At 54.9% G+C, this 16,482-nt stretch carries 13 protein-coding genes; 9 read left to right on the top strand and 4 right to left on the bottom strand.

Translation table 11 applies throughout. The features are described from left to right. Positions 1 to 121: 121 nt before the first annotated feature. Positions 122 to 550: a collagenase gene (locus KJI95_RS19425; protein ID WP_349356694.1), complete on the bottom strand. Its 429-nt coding sequence runs from the start codon at positions 548 to 550 to the stop codon at positions 122 to 124. A 245-nt stretch (positions 551 to 795) separates the two neighbouring features. Between KJI95_RS19425 and KJI95_RS02170 the strand changes: the two genes are divergently transcribed. Then, a complete protein-coding gene (locus KJI95_RS02170) occupies positions 796 to 2,601 on the top strand; it encodes a M1 family metallopeptidase (protein WP_214505526.1) in 1,806 nt (601 codons plus the stop codon). Between the two features lie 364 nt (positions 2,602 to 2,965). Here the strand turns inward: KJI95_RS02170 and KJI95_RS02165 are convergent, their stop codons facing one another. After that, on the bottom strand, positions 2,966 to 3,352 hold the full coding sequence (locus KJI95_RS02165) for a hypothetical protein (protein ID WP_214505525.1): 387 nt from the start codon (positions 3,350 to 3,352) through the stop codon (positions 2,966 to 2,968). 256 nt (positions 3,353 to 3,608) lie between these two features. Here KJI95_RS02165 and KJI95_RS02160 point away from each other — a divergent pair, with 256 nt between their 5' ends. Next, positions 3,609 to 4,232, top strand: a complete 624-nt coding sequence (locus KJI95_RS02160) for a hypothetical protein (protein WP_214505524.1) — start codon at positions 3,609 to 3,611, stop codon at positions 4,230 to 4,232. A gap of 215 nt (positions 4,233 to 4,447) precedes the next feature. Here KJI95_RS02160 and KJI95_RS02155 read toward each other — a convergent pair whose 3' ends face one another. Beyond that, positions 4,448 to 5,371 (bottom strand): DMT family transporter, encoded by a 924-nt coding sequence (locus tag KJI95_RS02155; protein WP_214505523.1) that lies wholly within the window; start codon positions 5,369 to 5,371, stop codon positions 4,448 to 4,450. A 269-nt stretch (positions 5,372 to 5,640) separates the two neighbouring features. Between KJI95_RS02155 and dnaK the strand changes: the two genes are divergently transcribed. Further along, a complete protein-coding gene (gene dnaK / locus KJI95_RS02150) occupies positions 5,641 to 7,557 on the top strand; it encodes a molecular chaperone DnaK (protein WP_214505522.1) in 1,917 nt (638 codons plus the stop codon). 87 nt (positions 7,558 to 7,644) lie between these two features. Beyond that, positions 7,645 to 8,778 (top strand): molecular chaperone DnaJ, encoded by a 1,134-nt coding sequence (gene dnaJ, locus KJI95_RS02145; RefSeq protein WP_214505521.1) that lies wholly within the window; start codon positions 7,645 to 7,647, stop codon positions 8,776 to 8,778. 81 nt (positions 8,779 to 8,859) lie between these two features. On the opposite strand, the gene KJI95_RS02140 is transcribed toward dnaJ, so the two are convergent. Further along, a complete protein-coding gene (locus KJI95_RS02140; RefSeq protein ID WP_214505520.1) occupies positions 8,860 to 9,225 on the bottom strand; it encodes a glutathione S-transferase family protein in 366 nt (121 codons plus the stop codon). A gap of 144 nt (positions 9,226 to 9,369) precedes the next feature. Here KJI95_RS02140 and KJI95_RS02135 point away from each other — a divergent pair, with 144 nt between their 5' ends. The 5 genes from KJI95_RS02135 to carB all read left to right on the top strand — a co-directional run bounded on the left by KJI95_RS02135 (position 9,370) and on the right by carB (position 16,317). Next, positions 9,370 to 10,170: a M48 family metallopeptidase gene (locus KJI95_RS02135; RefSeq protein WP_214505519.1), complete on the top strand. Its 801-nt coding sequence runs from the start codon at positions 9,370 to 9,372 to the stop codon at positions 10,168 to 10,170. An 83-nt stretch (positions 10,171 to 10,253) separates the two neighbouring features. Further along, positions 10,254 to 10,871 carry a BamJ family beta-barrel-assembly machinery protein gene (gene bamJ, locus KJI95_RS02130; RefSeq protein WP_214505518.1) on the top strand — a complete coding sequence of 206 codons (618 nt, stop codon included), beginning with the start codon at positions 10,254 to 10,256 and terminating at the stop codon, positions 10,869 to 10,871. 54 nt (positions 10,872 to 10,925) lie between these two features. Continuing rightward, the gene (dapB, locus tag KJI95_RS02125; protein WP_214505517.1) at positions 10,926 to 11,738 is read left to right on the top strand and encodes a 4-hydroxy-tetrahydrodipicolinate reductase; all 813 of its coding nucleotides are present in this window, start codon (positions 10,926 to 10,928) and stop codon (positions 11,736 to 11,738) included. Positions 11,739 to 11,916: 178 nt separating this feature from the next. Continuing rightward, entirely contained in the window at positions 11,917 to 13,062 is a 1,146-nt protein-coding gene (gene carA, locus KJI95_RS02120; protein WP_214505516.1) for a glutamine-hydrolyzing carbamoyl-phosphate synthase small subunit, read from the top strand. 24 nt (positions 13,063 to 13,086) lie between these two features. Continuing rightward, on the top strand, positions 13,087 to 16,317 hold the full coding sequence (gene carB, locus KJI95_RS02115) for a carbamoyl-phosphate synthase large subunit (RefSeq protein ID WP_214505515.1): 3,231 nt from the start codon (positions 13,087 to 13,089) through the stop codon (positions 16,315 to 16,317). Positions 16,318 to 16,482: the final 165 nt, after the last annotated feature.

The following is a 16,482-nucleotide window of genomic DNA, read 5'->3' as shown; positions in this document are numbered from 1 at the left end:
AGGGTGTGCAGGTTCGGATTGCATCAGGGGCGCCAGCTTTTACATAAAGTGCACGGTCAAGCCCGAATATATGTCAGAGCAACACCATTTAAGTCAGTCATCAGCAGAAGCACAGACAGGGTTACAGGCAAGGCATGCGTCGGATGGCTATCCGAGGGCTAAAAACGGCTTGCATCTGTGGGAGCGTCCATATATGTCCCTCAAGGTACATGCCGCCGTTATCGCTTGGCACATCAAAGTGGGCGGTTACATAGGTGCGATACGCCTCTGCATCGGCATAGACGTTGGCACGCATTGCTTGGTTATAGTCATCGGCCACGGGTTTACCCAGGGTGCCAAACAGCGCATGGAAGCGGCTTTCCTGCTCTTTAAGCATGCTGCAGGTTTGCAGTATTTGGGGTTCGCTGAGTGCCTGGGCACGGATAAGCAGGGTATCGCTGCAGGCAAAACGGTATTTAAGCACCACATCCACAGGTATCGGTGTGCTGGCTTGTAGTGGCAGTGTCATCAGGCCTGAGCCGGCGACAAGGGATAACATCAGTGTACGCATAGGAGAAAGTTATTATTGAATATTGTATGCAGATTTTGCCTGTGTGAAGATATTTGTCAATCCTTGCGGTTTAACGGCTGACGTGTGCAGCGGCAGCGATGCACCGATCTCCAGATTCCCCGATGCCCGGATGCGTTTGTATAAGCCGGCGTAAATCTAAAGGAACACCAGCAGGCCTTGTGATGCGCTGGGTTGGCTAAGCTTGGGCATGTATACTTTGGCTTTTTTACCCTGACGGACTTTTTATGCAGCAGTGGGATCTCAGACACGACTATCACTCATACGCAAACAGCGACGCGGTGCGCGTGCGGCACGTCTCCCTTGAGTTGGCCATCGACTTTGAGCTCAAACAGCTCACCGGCGAAGCAAGGCTTGAGTTTGAGCACCTCGCTTCGCCAGAGGCTGAGGGCGCGCGCTCTGATGGCGCGGAGCTTATTCTCGATACCCGCGCGCTGAATATCATCTCGGTCACCGATACTGAGGGGCGGGCGCTTGAATGGGCCATGGGCGAAGGCTCGGCGGTACTTGGCACGCCGCTCGTGATAACCCTTCGCGGCGATATCCGCTCTGTGGTTATCTGCTATCACACATCGGCAGATGCCGAAGGGCTGCAATGGCTTGACGGGCGCCAGACCCAAAGCGGTAAGCCTTTTTTGTTTTCTCAGTCTCAGCCCATAAACGCCCGCAGCTGGATCCCGCTGCAGGACACCCCCAAGGCCCGTATCACCTTTGATGCGCGGGTGCGCGCCAACCGCGACTGCCGCATCGTCATGAGTGCGCTCAACGCCGAGACCGCGCCGCAGGACGGGGTGTTTCAGTTTGTGATGGAAAAGCCCATGCCAACCCACCTGCTGGCACTTGCCGCAGGCGAGCTTGTTCGCATTGAGATAGGCCCAAGAAGCGCGGTGTTTGCCGAGCCTGCGACAGCGGCGCTTGCCGCAACTGAGTTTGAAGACATTGAAGCCATGATGCAGATGGCGGATTCAATCCTTGGCCCCTACGCCTGGGGGCGTTACGACATGCTGATTTTACCGCCAAGCTTTCCCTTTGGCGGCATGGAAAATCCGTGTCTTGCGTTTTTAACCCCAACGCTTATCGCGGGGGATAAGAGTCTGGTGTCGACCGTGGCCCATGAGCTGGCCCATTCCTGGACCGGCAATCTTGTCAGTAATGCCACCTGGCGCGATTTGTGGCTCAACGAAGGCTTTACCACTTACTTTACCAACCGGATTGTCGAGGCCGTTTACGGCAAGGAGCAGGCCGGGCTTGAGCTGATGATTGAATATGGCCGCCTGAAAGAAGAAATGGCCTCGATGCCGCTTGAGCGCCAGACCCTGCCTGCCAATGTGCAAGCGGGCGATCCGAACGAGGCGTTTAACCGCTTTACCTACGATAAAGCCTCGATGTTTGTGCATTTTCTGGAGGCGCGGCTCGGGCGCGAGGCTTTTGACCGTTTTCTTAACGCTTACATAGCGGCCTTTGCCTTTGTGGCCATAACCACAGAAGACTTTGTTGATTACGCCCGTAACACCTTGCTTAAACAGCATGGCGATAAACTCACCGAGGCAGAGCTGCTTGAGTGGATTTATGGCGAGGGCTTGCCCGATAGTTTTTGTGCCCCCACGTCAACGAGCCTTGTAAAAGTGGAGCAGGCGATAGACAGCTGGCGTGATGGCGCTGCGCTGACGGCAAGCCAAACCCGCCATTGGCGGGTGCAGCACTGGCAGTATTTTCTATCTAAGTTGCCGCAGCAAATCCCGCAGGCGCGGCTGATTGAACTCGATGACAGCTTCGCGCTTGGGCGTTCGGGCAATGCTGAAATTGCCTGCGACTGGCTCAGGGTCGCAATCCGTAACCATTACGACCCGGCGGTTGCCGAAGTGGAAGACTTTTTGTGTCGCATCGGCCGCGCCAAGTTTGTCCGGCCGCTGTTTCTTGAGCTGCAAATAGCTGGCTACCACAGCGAGCTTAAGGCCATCTATGACAAGGCGCGGCCGGGATTTCATCCGTCACTGAGTGTCCAGCTCGATAGGCTGTTAACGCAGAGCTGAGCGCAAAACGCAGATAAAAAAAGGGCAACCAATGGTTGCCCGAGATGTTCAAGTCAGATTCCAGTACCTGCCAAACGCGCTAGCAAAGCAGGCCGAAGCTGAAAGGGAGAATGATGATGAACGTTACCCATGCAGACTCTGCAAAAATTCGGTTCAGTAATTCTGACTGCGGGGTTTTAGGTTAGTTCCCGCAGTTTGCAAAAAATCTCAAAATATTTTTTGGCTGACGCTTTTCAGGTCAAAGCCGTTGCTGAGCCCTGAGCTTCACTTTTGCTTCTAAGTCTTTTGCTTCTAAGTCTTTTGCTTCTAAGCCTTTTGCTTATCAGCCTTGCCCGGCGCTGCCGTTGCAGTCTAAGGTAATGGGTCAGTTCTTTACCGGCTGGTAACTTTCACCCATCAACTCTTTAAGCCGCTCTTCTTTGGGGAATACCGGTGGATCCAAGATGTAATCCACTATGGCGACGCTCCAGACCAGGGTCATGGCGGCGATGATAACGATACACATCAACCGAAAGGCGATGATGGGTTGCTGTACATAATAGAAATAGGTCACCTGAACATAGCGGTTCAGATAAATCGCGGGAAACAAAAAGAAGGAATACATGAGCACGGCGGTGGTGGTAAACACATTGCCAAAGTAGTGGTCCACCACAATCATGAATATACACAGTAACATGGCAGAAATGCGGAAGCGTTTTTCGGCTTTGAATGTCAAACGCAGTAAAGGTTTTGGGGTGATGACCAGACTCATGCTCTTGCGCGCTCCTTTGCACTTGAGTGCTAAAGTTATAAACCTGTTAACTCCTCATTTCAATCTTGTGTGGTGAGTTCCGGCGTATTTTTGGTGTTTTTCGCCACTTATTTGCGGTAAACCCGGTGCTGCTCATACGAACTTTAAATAACTCATTGTTTGTGAATGATTTAAATTTTGGCATTCGATTTGCTTTGGTCAAGCAGCATTAATCGCTGCATACCTGTCAGTAAGTGGCCTAAACGGAGAAATCGCCATGTCAAAATTCGTCCCTGTCATAGCCCTGTGTGGCTTGGTCAGCCTGTCTGCCAGCGCGGCAGAAAAACATTTGTCGCAGGTCTTTGCCTATCAGGGCGAGGCGCTGGTACTGGATGTCGGTGTGGGCGAGGTCGAGATTGTGAGTGCATCAGACAATCAGTTTCGCGTTGATGTGGTGGTGGAGAGTGCAAACAGCGGCTTTTTGTTCTTCTCCTCCAAAAAGGATGTCAGCGACATTGAGCTTCAGAGCGAGCTTACCAAGGGGGAGCGGCTGGCACTTAAGTTAACCGACGATGATGATGTTAAACAGCGCTGGAAAATCACCCTGCCTGCAGAGGCCAAGGTAAAAATCGACATGGGCGTCGGGCAAATCACTGCAACCGGCCTTGATAACAGTGTCGATATCGACCTTGGTGTGGGTGAGGTGAATGTAAGCCACAGCCACGAATATGCCGATATTTCGCTGCACTCCGGTGTGGGTGAGGTGAGCTACACAGTCAACGGCACCGAAATTGACGTCGAGCGTGCCATGGTGAGCCAGAGCTATCAGGCAAGCGCAAGGGGTGACGGTGCCCTTAGTGTGGATGTCGGCGTTGGCGAGGTTGAAATAACCAAGCTGTAACTGAGCGCTTAAGTGGCTCGGCGCAGTAGCCCGCTGAAGTAGCCCGCCTAAGTATCTCGGTTAAGTAGCTAGAGCTGCTAAGCGCAGTGGTTTAGGTTTAAGCGCGTCACTTAAAATTCACTGCCCACAAATGACAAAAAGCCCCGAACCGTTAAAGTTCGGGGCTTTTTTGTGCGTTGCGCTTAGGGCGACAGCCGCCAAGGCTTTATCCTTAATCAGGCTTTATCCTGGGCAGGCTTAGCCGCCGCTTGTTTGCCGGCAAACTGTGGCAGCAATTGCTGCAGCGCCAGTGCCAGCAGGATCAGCGCAAGGCCAATAAACGTGGAGCTGCGAATGGTTTCGCCAAGCACCATGGCGATAAAGCCGATGGATAATACCGGCGACAGAAACACCAGAGTGCTGATACTGGCGGTGCGCTTGGCGGTTTTAAGCGCCATCAGCCACAGTACAAAGGTCAGGCCCATTTCAAATAAACCCACATACACCGCAGCCGCAATGCCTTTGGCATTGAATGATGGCAGGCCTGAGGTCAGCAGCATGGTGGCGGTAACGAGGGGCAGGCCAATCAAAAAGCTCAGCAGCAGGCTGACCACGGCATCGCCCTTATCGCGGGTATTCACTATCCAGTAAAGGCACCACAGCACAGTGCTTGCCAGCGCCATCAGCATGCCGGTCGGATTTTCGAGATTGAAGTGACTCAAATTGCCGCCGGTGGCGATAACAAAGACGCCACTGTAGGCAATCAGCGCCGCGAAGAGGTCGGTTTTACGCAGCGCCTGACCAAGCAGCGGCACCGCCAGCAGCGGCAATAAAATGGCCCAGGTGTAATTGAGCGACAAGGCCTGCTGCGCTGGCAGCAGCTCATAAGCTTTAAACAGCGCCACATAATAGAGAAAAGGATTCAAAAGCCCCGTTTGACAATAAAACCAGGGGCGGGCGGCAAACTGGTATTTAAGCAGGCCAAGTTTACCCTGCGCCGCGACAATGGCGCCAAGGGCGACAACTGAGCTTAATACCGCAATAAACAGTAGCTGCAGCGGAGAGTATTGGGCCAGCGCCAGTTTAAAGGCGGTGGCAACCGTCGACCACAAAAGTACTGCGGCCAGTCCGTAAACGTAGGCCAAATTTGAGGGTTTCACGTAAAAGATTCCTGACTGTTCGAGACTGCACTGCCATCTGCTGCTGCAAATGACCCTTCGATTGCATGCATTATACGGCGGCCAGCACGGAAAATTGGCAAAAAGGATCAAAATTTTTTTTCTGGCCCTTGTAATCGAAATGGCTGACCCAATATAGGCGTTAAGGACGATATGGAGTGCGAATATCCGGGACTTGAAATTCCCGCCGCGCCCCCCATATCCACAACAGCAACGAATTTTTGCGTGACAGAATTTTTTTGGAGGACTCCATGGGTAAGATTATCGGTATCGACCTCGGCACAACCAACTCTTGTGTAGCTGTGCTCGATGGCGGCAAGGCGCGAGTGATTGAAAACGCTGAAGGCGATCGCACTACGCCCTCCATCATTGCCTTTACTGAAGACGAAACAATTGTAGGCCAGCCTGCAAAGCGTCAGGCCGTGACCAACCCGACCAACACTTTCTTCGCTATCAAGCGTCTGATTGGTCGTCGTTTCAAAGACGATGAAGTGCAGCGCGACGTGAACATCATGCCATTCAAAATCATCGAAGCCGACAACGGCGATGCTTGGGTGGAAAGCCGTGGCAAGAAAATGGCACCACCACAGGTGTCTGCCGAAGTGCTGAAAAAGATGAAGAAAACCGCTGAAGACTTCCTCGGTGAAGAAGTGACTGAAGCCGTTATCACTGTGCCAGCCTACTTCAACGATGCCCAGCGTCAGGCCACCAAAGATGCCGGCCGTATCGCGGGTCTGGAAGTAAAACGTATCATCAACGAGCCAACTGCCGCGGCACTGGCTTACGGTATCGACAAGAAGCAGGGTGACAACATCGTTGCCGTGTACGACCTCGGCGGTGGTACTTTCGATATCTCCATCATCGAAATCGACAACAACGATGGCGACCAGACCTTCGAAGTACTGGCCACCAACGGTGACACTCACCTCGGCGGTGAAGACTTCGACAACCGTCTGATCAACTACCTGGCAGACGAGTTCAAGAAAGAGCAGGGCCTGGATCTGCGTAAAGACCCTCTGGCCATGCAGCGTCTGAAAGAAGCCGCTGAAAAGGCCAAGATTGAGCTGTCCAGCACCAACCAGACCGAAGTGAACCTGCCGTACATCACTGCTGATGCCACAGGTCCAAAACACCTGGTGGTAAAAGTGACCCGTGCCAAGCTCGAGTCGCTGGTTGAAGACCTGATCCAGCGCTCACTGGAGCCATTGAAAGTGGCCCTGGCCGATGCTGACCTGTCTGTGTCTGACATCAACGAAGTGATTCTGGTAGGCGGTCAAACCCGTATGCCGAAAGTGCAGGAAGCCGTAACCAACTTCTTCGGTAAAGAGCCACGTCGTGACGTGAACCCTGACGAAGCTGTGGCCATCGGTGCTGCCGTTCAGGCGGGTGTACTGGCCGGTGATGTGAAAGACGTACTGCTGCTGGACGTGACCCCGCTGTCTCTGGGTATCGAGACCATGGGTCAGGTAATGACCAAGCTGATTGAAAAGAACACCACCATTCCTACCAAGGCAAGCCAGGTGTTCTCTACTGCCGACGATAACCAGAGCGCCGTGACCATTCACGTGCTGCAGGGTGAGCGTAAGCAGGCCAGCGCCAACAAGTCACTGGGTCAGTTCAACCTCGAAGGCATCGAGCCTGCGCCGCGCGGCATGCCTCAGATCGAAGTAACCTTCGACATCGACGCTGACGGTATTCTGCACGTGTCTGCCAAAGACAAGAAGACCGGCAAAGAGCAGAAGATCACCATCAAGGCTTCTTCTGGTCTGTCCGATGATGAAATCGCCCAAATGGTGCGTGACGCCGAAGCCCACGCCGACGAAGACAAGAAATTCGAAGAGCTGGCTCAGGCCCGCAACCAGGCTGACGGTCTGGTGCACGCCACCAAGAAGCAGGTTGAAGAAGCCGGCGAAGCCCTCGGCAGCGATGACAAGGCCAAGATTGACGCCGCCATCGCTGAAGTAGAAAAAGCCGCTAAAGGCAACGACAAGGAAGCCATCGACAAGGCCACCCAGGCCCTGATCGAAGCCTCTTCCAAGCTGGTGGAAATTGCCCAGGCCAAGGCCCAGGGCGCCCAGGGCAGTGCTCAGGGTCAGTCTTCCAGCAACGCCGGCGCCGACGACGTGGTTGACGCCGAGTTTGAAGAAGTGAAAGACGACAAGAAGTAATAGGCCCGGCCTATTAGCTGAAGTGGCGGGCGTTTGGGGTAACCCTGACGCCCGTTTGTCCAAGCTAAGCAACCTAAGCGTGAGCATATGTCAAAGCGAGATTATTACGAGGTACTCGGCGTAGGCCGTGATGCCAGCGAGCGGGACATCAAGAAGGCCTACAAGCGCCTGGCGATGAAATACCACCCCGACCGTAACCCCGGTGATAAAGAGGCCGAAGCCAGCTTCAAAGAAGTGAAAGAAGCCTACGAAATCCTCACCGATGCCGATAAAAAGGCCGCTTATGATCAGTTTGGTCATGCCGGTGTCGATCCCAACCGCGGTGGCGGTGGCTTTGGTGGTGGCGCCGATTTCGGTGATATCTTCGGCGATGTGTTCGGCGATATCTTCGGTGGCGGTCGCCGTGGCGGCGGTCAGCGTCAGGCGGCGCGTGGCTCAGATCTGCGCTACAACCTGGAGCTGTCGCTGGAAGAGGCCGTACGTGGCCTGACCAAAGAGCTGAAAGTCCCGACTCTGGTTGGCTGTGACAGCTGTGATGGCACCGGTGCCAAAAAAGGCTCCTCGGTCAGTGCCTGTGGTACCTGTCATGGTATGGGCCAGGTGCAGATGCGCCAGGGCTTCTTCGTCACCAATCAAACCTGTCCAACCTGTCATGGCCGCGGCAAGATAATCAAAGATCCTTGCAGCAAGTGCTACGGCAATGGCCGGGTCGAAAAGACCAAGACCCTGTCGGTGAAAATTCCGGCCGGTGTCGATACAGGTGACCGCATCCGTCTGGCCGGCGAAGGTGAAGCCGGTGAGTTTGGTGCACCGGCAGGCGATCTGTACGTGCAGGTGACGGTGCGCGAGCATCCGATTTTTGTGCGTGACGGCAATAACCTGTACTGCGAAGTGCCGATTTCTTTCGCCACCGCAGCCCTTGGCGGCGACATCGAAGTGCCGACACTGGATGGCAAGGTGAGCCTGAAAATACCGCCTGAAACCCAGACCGGACGCATGTTCCGCCTGCGCGGCAAGGGTGTGAAGTCGGTTCGCAGCCACGCCGTCGGCGATTTGCTGTGTAAGGTCGTGATGGAAACGCCGGTTAACCTGTCTGAGCGCCAAAAGGAACTGCTGCGTGAGTTTGAAGCGAGCCTCACCGGCGAGTCGAAAAAGCATAGCCCCAAAGCGGAAGGTTTTTTTGATGGGGTGAAGAAGTTCTTTCAGGACTTAAATAGCTAAACCCATCCATAAACTGAAAAACCCGGCAATGCCGGGTTTTTTATTTGCTAATCAAAACTTTCCTCTGCACCAGGTGCGTACTTAGCAGAACAGCGCCGAGACATCCGCCATCTCGCCGCGGGCAATCAGCCGCGCTACAGCAGGTCGGCTCAGGGTTCGGCCCAGGTAGGTACCAAGCACAGGCGCTATGCTAAGCCCAACCTTTAGGTGCATCAGCAGCGCCACTGAAATGTGAATATCGGCCAGGCTGAAGGCATTGCCGACAAGGTAGTTTTTCCCTTCCAGTCCTTTTATCAAAATACGCTGGGCGCGGCTGCTCTCCCATTGCATGCTGGGGGCCAATATTTCGGGGGGGATTTTTAGCTCATCGGGATACACGCGGCTGTTTTTAATCAGCATCCAAGGTGCTACCTCAAGCTCAGACAAGGCAAAATCACTCCACTGCATCACGCTCGCCCTCAGCTTTTGCGCGGGCGGTAACAGCGTTGGCGCGGACCGCAGAGGCGCCCGGCGAGTTGGCCTGAGGCTCAGCTCGGCGTAGAATGGTGCCCAGAATCATCCCCGGGCACGGGTCATTAAAGGATTAAGCCAATGAAAAAACTACTGTCTGCGCTCGCGCTGCTGAGCTTGCTTGGCGGCTGCGCGACCCATCAATCTCCCACCGGCCGTGGTCAGACCTTGCTGTTCTCGCCCGCCGAGATGAACCAGCTTGGCGCAGCCTCTTTTGAAGAGATGAAAAAACAGCAAAAAATCAGCAAGGACAGCAAGGTCAACGCCTATGTGGGCTGCGTTGCCAATCGGGTAACGGCGGCGCTGCCGGATAAGTCCCAGCGCTGGGAAGTGGTGGTATTCGATTCGCCCCAGGTTAACGCCTTTGCGCTGCCGGGTGGCCATATCGGCGTGTACACCGGCCTTTTGAAAGTGGCCGAAAATCAGGATCAACTGGCGGTAGTGCTTGGCCACGAGGTCGCCCATGTGCTGGCGCAGCACAGCAATGAGCAGGTGTCCCGTGCCCAAATGACTGGCACTGGCCTGCAGCTTGCCAATGTGGCGCTCGGCGCAGGCGGCATCGCCAATCGTGACCTTTATATGGCAGCGCTCGGCCTTGGGGCGCTGGTGGGCTACATTCTGCCTTTTGGCCGCGAGCAGGAAAGTGAAGCCGATGTGATGGGGCTGGAGCTGATGGCCCGCGCCGGTTTTGACCCCAGAGCCGGCACTGTACTTTGGCAAAACATGGCCAAGGCGGGCGGCGCACAGGGGCCTGAGCTGTTATCCACCCACCCTTCACATAATACCCGCATCCGTGATTTGGCCAGACTCGAGCAGCAGGTGATGCCGCTTTATGAGGCAGCGAGGGCCAGCGGGGTAAAGACTTGTCAAATGACTAAATAAGCGGGAGCTTTTTCGCCCGTGCGGCGCATTCTGTGGTAGAATGCCTGCCGATATTTTTACGTCCGTTCAAGAGAATTCGAATTATGTCTGAAAAATTCAGCACCGTTGAGCTGCAGGCAAGCTACGGCGTAGGCCGTCAGCTGGGTGAGCAACTGGCCGCAAACTCCTTTGAAGGCCTTGATATTCCTGCTGTTCAGGCAGGTCTGGCCGATGCATTTGACGGCAAAGAAAGTGCCGTTTCCATGCGCGATCTGCAGGTAGCCTTTACCGAGATCAGCCGCCGTCTGCAAGAAGCTCAGGAAGAAGCGGCTGAAGCCGCCATCGCCGAAGGCGAGAACTTCCTGGCTGACAACGCCAAGCGTGATGGCGTGTTTGTGACCGAATCCGGTCTGCAGTACGAAGTGCTGAGCGAAGGCAACGGCGCCAAGCCAACTTACGAGTCTACCGTACGTACTCACTACCACGGTTCTTTCATCAGCGGTGACGTGTTTGACAGCTCAGTGCTGCGCGGTCAGCCAGCCGAGTTTCCGGTTTCTGGCGTGATTGCCGGCTGGACCGAAGCGCTGCAACTGATGAACGTGGGCGCCAAGTACAAGCTGTACGTGCCTTTCCACTTGGCCTACGGCGAGCGTGGTGCCGGCGCGTCTATCCCGCCTTACTCCACTTTGATTTTTGAAGTAGAGCTTCTGGATATTGTTTGATGTTAAGCGCCTGAGCAATGCTCGGGCGTTTTTTTGTGATAAAGGGAGTTAAAGATGACTGCACAAGTACGGGTTGCGATTATTGGCGCCAGCGGCCGCATGGGGCGTGCCCTGCTCGAAGCCTGTGGCAACCATGACGGCATAGTGCTGGGTGCGGCCATTGAACGTCCGGGTTCGACGCTGATTGGTGCCGATGCCGGTGAAATGGCTGGCATTGGCAAACAGGGTGTGCTGCTGGTCGATAGTCTGGATGCGGTGGTCGAGCAGTTTGATGTGCTGATTGATTTCACCTCGCCCGAGTCAACGCTGCAAAACCTTGAGTGGTGTGTAAAGCACAACAAGGCCATAGTCATTGGCACTACCGGCTTTAATCATGCTCAAAAAGAGCAGATTGTTGCGCTGGCGGAAGAAACCCCGGTGGTGATGGCGCCCAACATGTCTGTTGGCGTTAACCTGATGTGGAAACTGCTGGAAGTGGCTGCCAAGGTGATGGGTGAGTACACCGACATCGAAATCATCGAAGGTCACCACAGACACAAAAAAGATGCGCCGTCCGGTACTGCGCTGAAAATGGGTGAAGTGATCGCCAAGACCCTCGGTCGTGACCTTGAAAAAGTCGCCGTGTATGGCCGCGAAGGTATCACAGGCGAGCGCGATCGTCAGACCATCGGCTTTGCCACCGTGCGTGCCGGCGATCTGGTGGGCGAGCACACCGCCATGTTTGCCGATATCGGCGAGCGTCTGGAAATTACCCATAAAGCATCCAGCCGTATGACCTTTGCCAATGGTGCCATGCGCGCCGCAAAGTGGTTGGCGGAGCAAAAGCCCGGCCTGTATGACATGCAGCAGGTATTGGGATTGAGTTGATCGAAAAAACCGCCATTGAGCGGTTTTTTTATGAGAGTAAGCCGCAAACTATAGACGAGTTCGCATATTCCATATATAATCCTTGGAATTTGTCAAAATTTCGTGTTTTGCGGAAACTTGGTAATTTAATCGAAATAATTCTTCAAATAACAATGACTTGGCTCTTTCGGAGGTCGCGTTGACAAAGTCTGCCTTACTCGTACTCGAAGATGGAACCCTGTTCTCAGGCACTGCAATCGGTGCAGATGGAATTGCTGTTGGTGAAGTCGTTTTTAACACTTCAATGACAGGCTATCAAGAGATATTGACGGATCCTTCTTATTCTCGCCAGATAGTCACCCTGACTTACCCCCATATTGGCAATACCGGCACTAACGAAGAAGACACTGAATCCAATGCAGTCCACGCCTGTGGCCTGATTATTCGTGATCTTCCTCTGCTTGCCAGCAACTTCCGTTCTACCCAATCCTTAAGCGATTATCTCAAGGCCAACAACGTGGTTGGTATTGCCGATATCGACACCCGTAAGCTGACCCGTATCCTGCGTGAAAAGGGCTCGCTCGCCGGTTGTATTCTGGTAGGTGAACAGGACGCTGATAAAGCGCTGGCTGCGGCCAAAGCCTTCCCAGGCCTCAAAGGCATGGATCTGGCAAAAGAAGTGACTACCGCCGAGCGCTATCAGTGGCGCAAAGGCAGCTGGCGTCTGGAAAGCGGTCTGCCTTCAGACACCCCAGAATCTGAACTCAAGTACAAGGTCGTGGCTTACGACTACGGTGTGAAGACCAACATCCTGCGTATGCTGGTTGACCGTGGCTGTGACGTGACTGTGGTACCCGCCAAGACCCCGGCCAGCGAAGTGCTGGCGATGAATCCGGACGGTGTGTTCCTGTCTAACGGCCCTGGCGACCCAGCGCCATGTGATTACGCCATCGCCGCAATCCAGGAAATCCTCAAGACTGACATCCCGGTATTCGGGATCTGTCTGGGTCACCAGCTCCTTGGCCTTGCCAGTGGCGCCCAGACCCTGAAGATGAAGTTTGGTCACCACGGTGCCAACCACCCTGTGGGTGATGTTGAAAAGGGTACTGTGATGATCACCAGCCAGAACCACGGTTTTGCCGTGGATGAGGCCACGCTGCCAGCCAACCTCAAGGTGACCCACAAGTCACTGTTCGACGGTTCGCTGCAGGGCATTCACCGCACCGACAAGCCGGCATTCAGCTTCCAGGGTCACCCAGAAGCCAGCCCCGGCCCACACGACTGCGCCCCGCTGTTCGACCACTTCATCGACCTGATTGAAGAGTTTCGCAAGAACGCCAAGTAAGCCGAGCTGGAGAAGATTGAAGCAATGCCAAAACGTACAGACATAAAAAGTATTCTTATCCTGGGTGCTGGCCCGATTGTTATCGGCCAGGCCTGTGAATTCGACTACTCCGGCGCCCAGGCTTGTAAAGCCCTGCGCGAGGAAGGCTACCGCGTCATCCTGGTGAACTCCAACCCGGCCACCATCATGACCGACCCTGAAATGGCCGATGCCACCTACATCGAGCCAATTCACTGGGAAGTGGTACGCAACATTATCAAGAAAGAGCGTCCTGACGCCATTCTGCCCACCATGGGCGGCCAGACCGCGCTTAACTGTGCGCTGGAGCTGGAAGCCAAAGGCGTACTGAAAGAGTTTAACGTCGAGATGATCGGTGCCACTGCCGATGCCATCGACAAGGCCGAAGACCGCGCCCGTTTCGACAAAGCCATGAAGAAGATTGGCCTTGAGTGTCCACGCGCCGGTATCGCCCACAGCATGGAAGAGGCCTACGCGGTACTCGACCAGGTTGGCTTCCCTTGTATTATCCGTCCATCCTTCACCATGGGTGGCTCGGGCGGCGGTATCGCCTACAACAAGGAAGAGTTCGAAGAAATTTGTTCTCAGGGTCTCGAACTGTCTCCAACCAACGAGCTTTTGATTGACGAGTCGCTCATCGGCTGGAAAGAGTACGAGATGGAAGTGGTGCGTGACCGCAACGACAACTGCATCATCGTCTGCGCCATCGAAAACTTCGACGCCATGGGCGTGCACACCGGTGACTCCATCACTGTGGCACCTGCCCAGACCCTCACCGACAAGGAATACCAAATCATGCGTAACGCCTCTATGGCGGTACTGCGTGAAATCGGTGTAGAAACCGGCGGCTCCAACGTACAGTTCGGGATCAGCCCGAAAACCGGTCGTATGGTCGTGATTGAGATGAACCCGCGGGTATCGCGCTCATCTGCACTGGCTTCTAAAGCAACCGGCTTCCCGATTGCCAAAGTCGCTGCCAAGCTCGCCGTGGGTTTCACCCTCGATGAGCTGATGAACGACATCACCGGTGGCCGCACTCCAGCGTCCTTCGAGCCGTCCATCGACTACGTGGTGACCAAGGTGCCACGCTTTAACTTCGAAAAATTCGCCGGCGCCAACGACCGTCTGACCACTCAGATGAAGTCTGTGGGTGAAGTCATGGCCATCGGCCGTACTTTCCAGGAGTCGGTACAAAAAGCCCTGCGTGGCCTCGAAGTGAGCCGTAACGGTTTCGATCCTATCGTTGATTTGAACGATGCCGATGCGCTGCAAAAAATCCGCCACGAGCTCAAAGAGCCGGGCGCAGACCGTATCTGGTACATTGGCGATGCCTTCCGTGCCGGTCTGTCTCTGGACGACATCTTCACCCTGACCAACATCGACCGTTGGTTCCTGGTGCAGATTGAAGAAATCATCCAGCTCGAAGCCAAAGTTAAAGAAGTGGGAGTTGCCGGTATCGATGCTGACTTCCTGCGTAAGCTCAAGCGCAAGGGCTTCTCCGATGCGCGCATGAGTGCACTGCTTGGTATCAGCGAAGGTGAAATCCGCAAATTGCGCGAGCGCTTTAATGTGTTCCCGGTATACAAGCGCGTGGATACCTGCGCCGCCGAATTTGCCACCGACACCGCTTACATGTACTCCACCTACGAGGAAGAGTGCGAAGCCAATCCGTCCGACAAAGACAAGATCATGGTGCTGGGCGGTGGTCCAAACCGTATCGGTCAGGGCATCGAGTTCGACTACTGCTGTGTACACGCCGCGCTGGCGCTGCGTGAAGACGGTTATGAAACCATCATGGTTAACTGTAACCCTGAAACCGTTTCTACCGACTACGACACTTCAGATCGTCTGTACTTCGAGCCAGTGACCCTGGAAGACGTACTGGAAATCGTCCGCATCGAGAAGCCAAAAGGCGTTATCGTGCACTACGGTGGCCAGACGCCGCTTAAGCTGGCCCGTGCCCTCGAGGCCGCCGGTGTGCCTATTATCGGTACCAGCCCTGACGCCATCGACCGCGCCGAAGACCGTGAGCGTTTCCAGCAGGCCATCAAGCGTCTTGGTCTCAAGCAGCCTGAAAACGACACTGTCACCACGGTGGAAGGCGCTGTAATTGCCGCCGAGCGTATCGGTTACCCACTGGTAGTTCGTCCATCCTATGTACTGGGTGGCCGCGCGATGGAAATCGTGTATGACGAGCAGGACCTGCGCCGCTACTTCAACGAAGCGGTAAGCGTATCCAACGCCTCGCCAGTACTGCTGGACCGCTTCCTCGATGACGCCATCGAGGTGGATATCGATGCGGTGTGTGACGGCGAAACCGTGGTTATCGGTGCCATCATGGAGCACATCGAGCAAGCGGGTGTTCACTCCGGTGACTCTGCCTGTTCGCTGCCTCCATACACCCTGTCCAAGGCAATTCAGGATGAGATGCGTGAGCAGGTGACCAAGCTTGCGTTCGAGCTTGGCGTAGTTGGCCTGATGAACGTGCAGTTCGCGGTGAAAGATAACGAAATCTACATGATTGAAGTTAACCCGCGTGCCGCCCGTACCGTGCCATTCGTGTCCAAGGCGACCGGTGTGCCACTGGCCAAGATTGCCGCCCGTGTGATGGCAGGTCAGAGCCTCAAGCAGCAGAACTTTACCAAGGAAGTGATCCCGCCTTTCTACTCAGTGAAAGAAGTGGTACTGCCTTTCAACAAGTTCCCGGGTGTTGACCCGCTGCTCGGCCCTGAAATGCGCTCTACCGGTGAGGTAATGGGTGTGGGCGATACTTTCGCCGAGGCCTATGCCAAGTCAGAGCTCGGCTCAATCAAGGACGTACCACGTTCTGGCCGCGCCCTCTTGTCTGTGCGTAACAGCGACAAGAAGAAGGTTGCCGACCTCGCCGCCAAGCTCTTGGAGCTGGGTTACGAGCTTGACGCCACCCACGGCACCGCCGTGGTACTGGGTGAAGCCGGTATCAACCCACGCCTGGTGAACAAGGTGCACGAAGGCCGTCCACACATTCTTGACCGCATCAAGAACGGTGAGTACGCCTATATCGTGAACACCACCGAAGGCCGTCAGGCCATCGAAGATTCACGCCAGCTGCGCCGCGCTGCGCTGCGTTACAAGGTGAACTACACCACCACCCTGAACGCCGCCTTCGCCAACTGTATGGCTCACAACGCCGACGACCGCAACAAGGTTGCCTCGGTACAAGAGCTGCACGAGCGCGTGAAGAAGTCACAGGCCTAATCGCTAAGCGGAGTCACCCCGCGCCAAATGAAAAGCCACCCAAGCGGGTGGCTTTTTTGTGTCTGTTAGCTTGGAAAAAATAGCGAAGAAGAGCAGGCAGAAGCGCTGCTGAAATAGAATCCAGATGATAGCGGCCTTTTAGGTTTAGCGTTTGCAGCCTATGCC

The sequence above is a fragment of the Shewanella jiangmenensis genome (assembly GCF_018596335.1).
GTDB classification, from domain to species: Bacteria; Pseudomonadota; Gammaproteobacteria; order Enterobacterales; family Shewanellaceae; genus Shewanella; species Shewanella jiangmenensis.
This window is presented reverse-complemented; position numbering and strand designations above follow the sequence as displayed.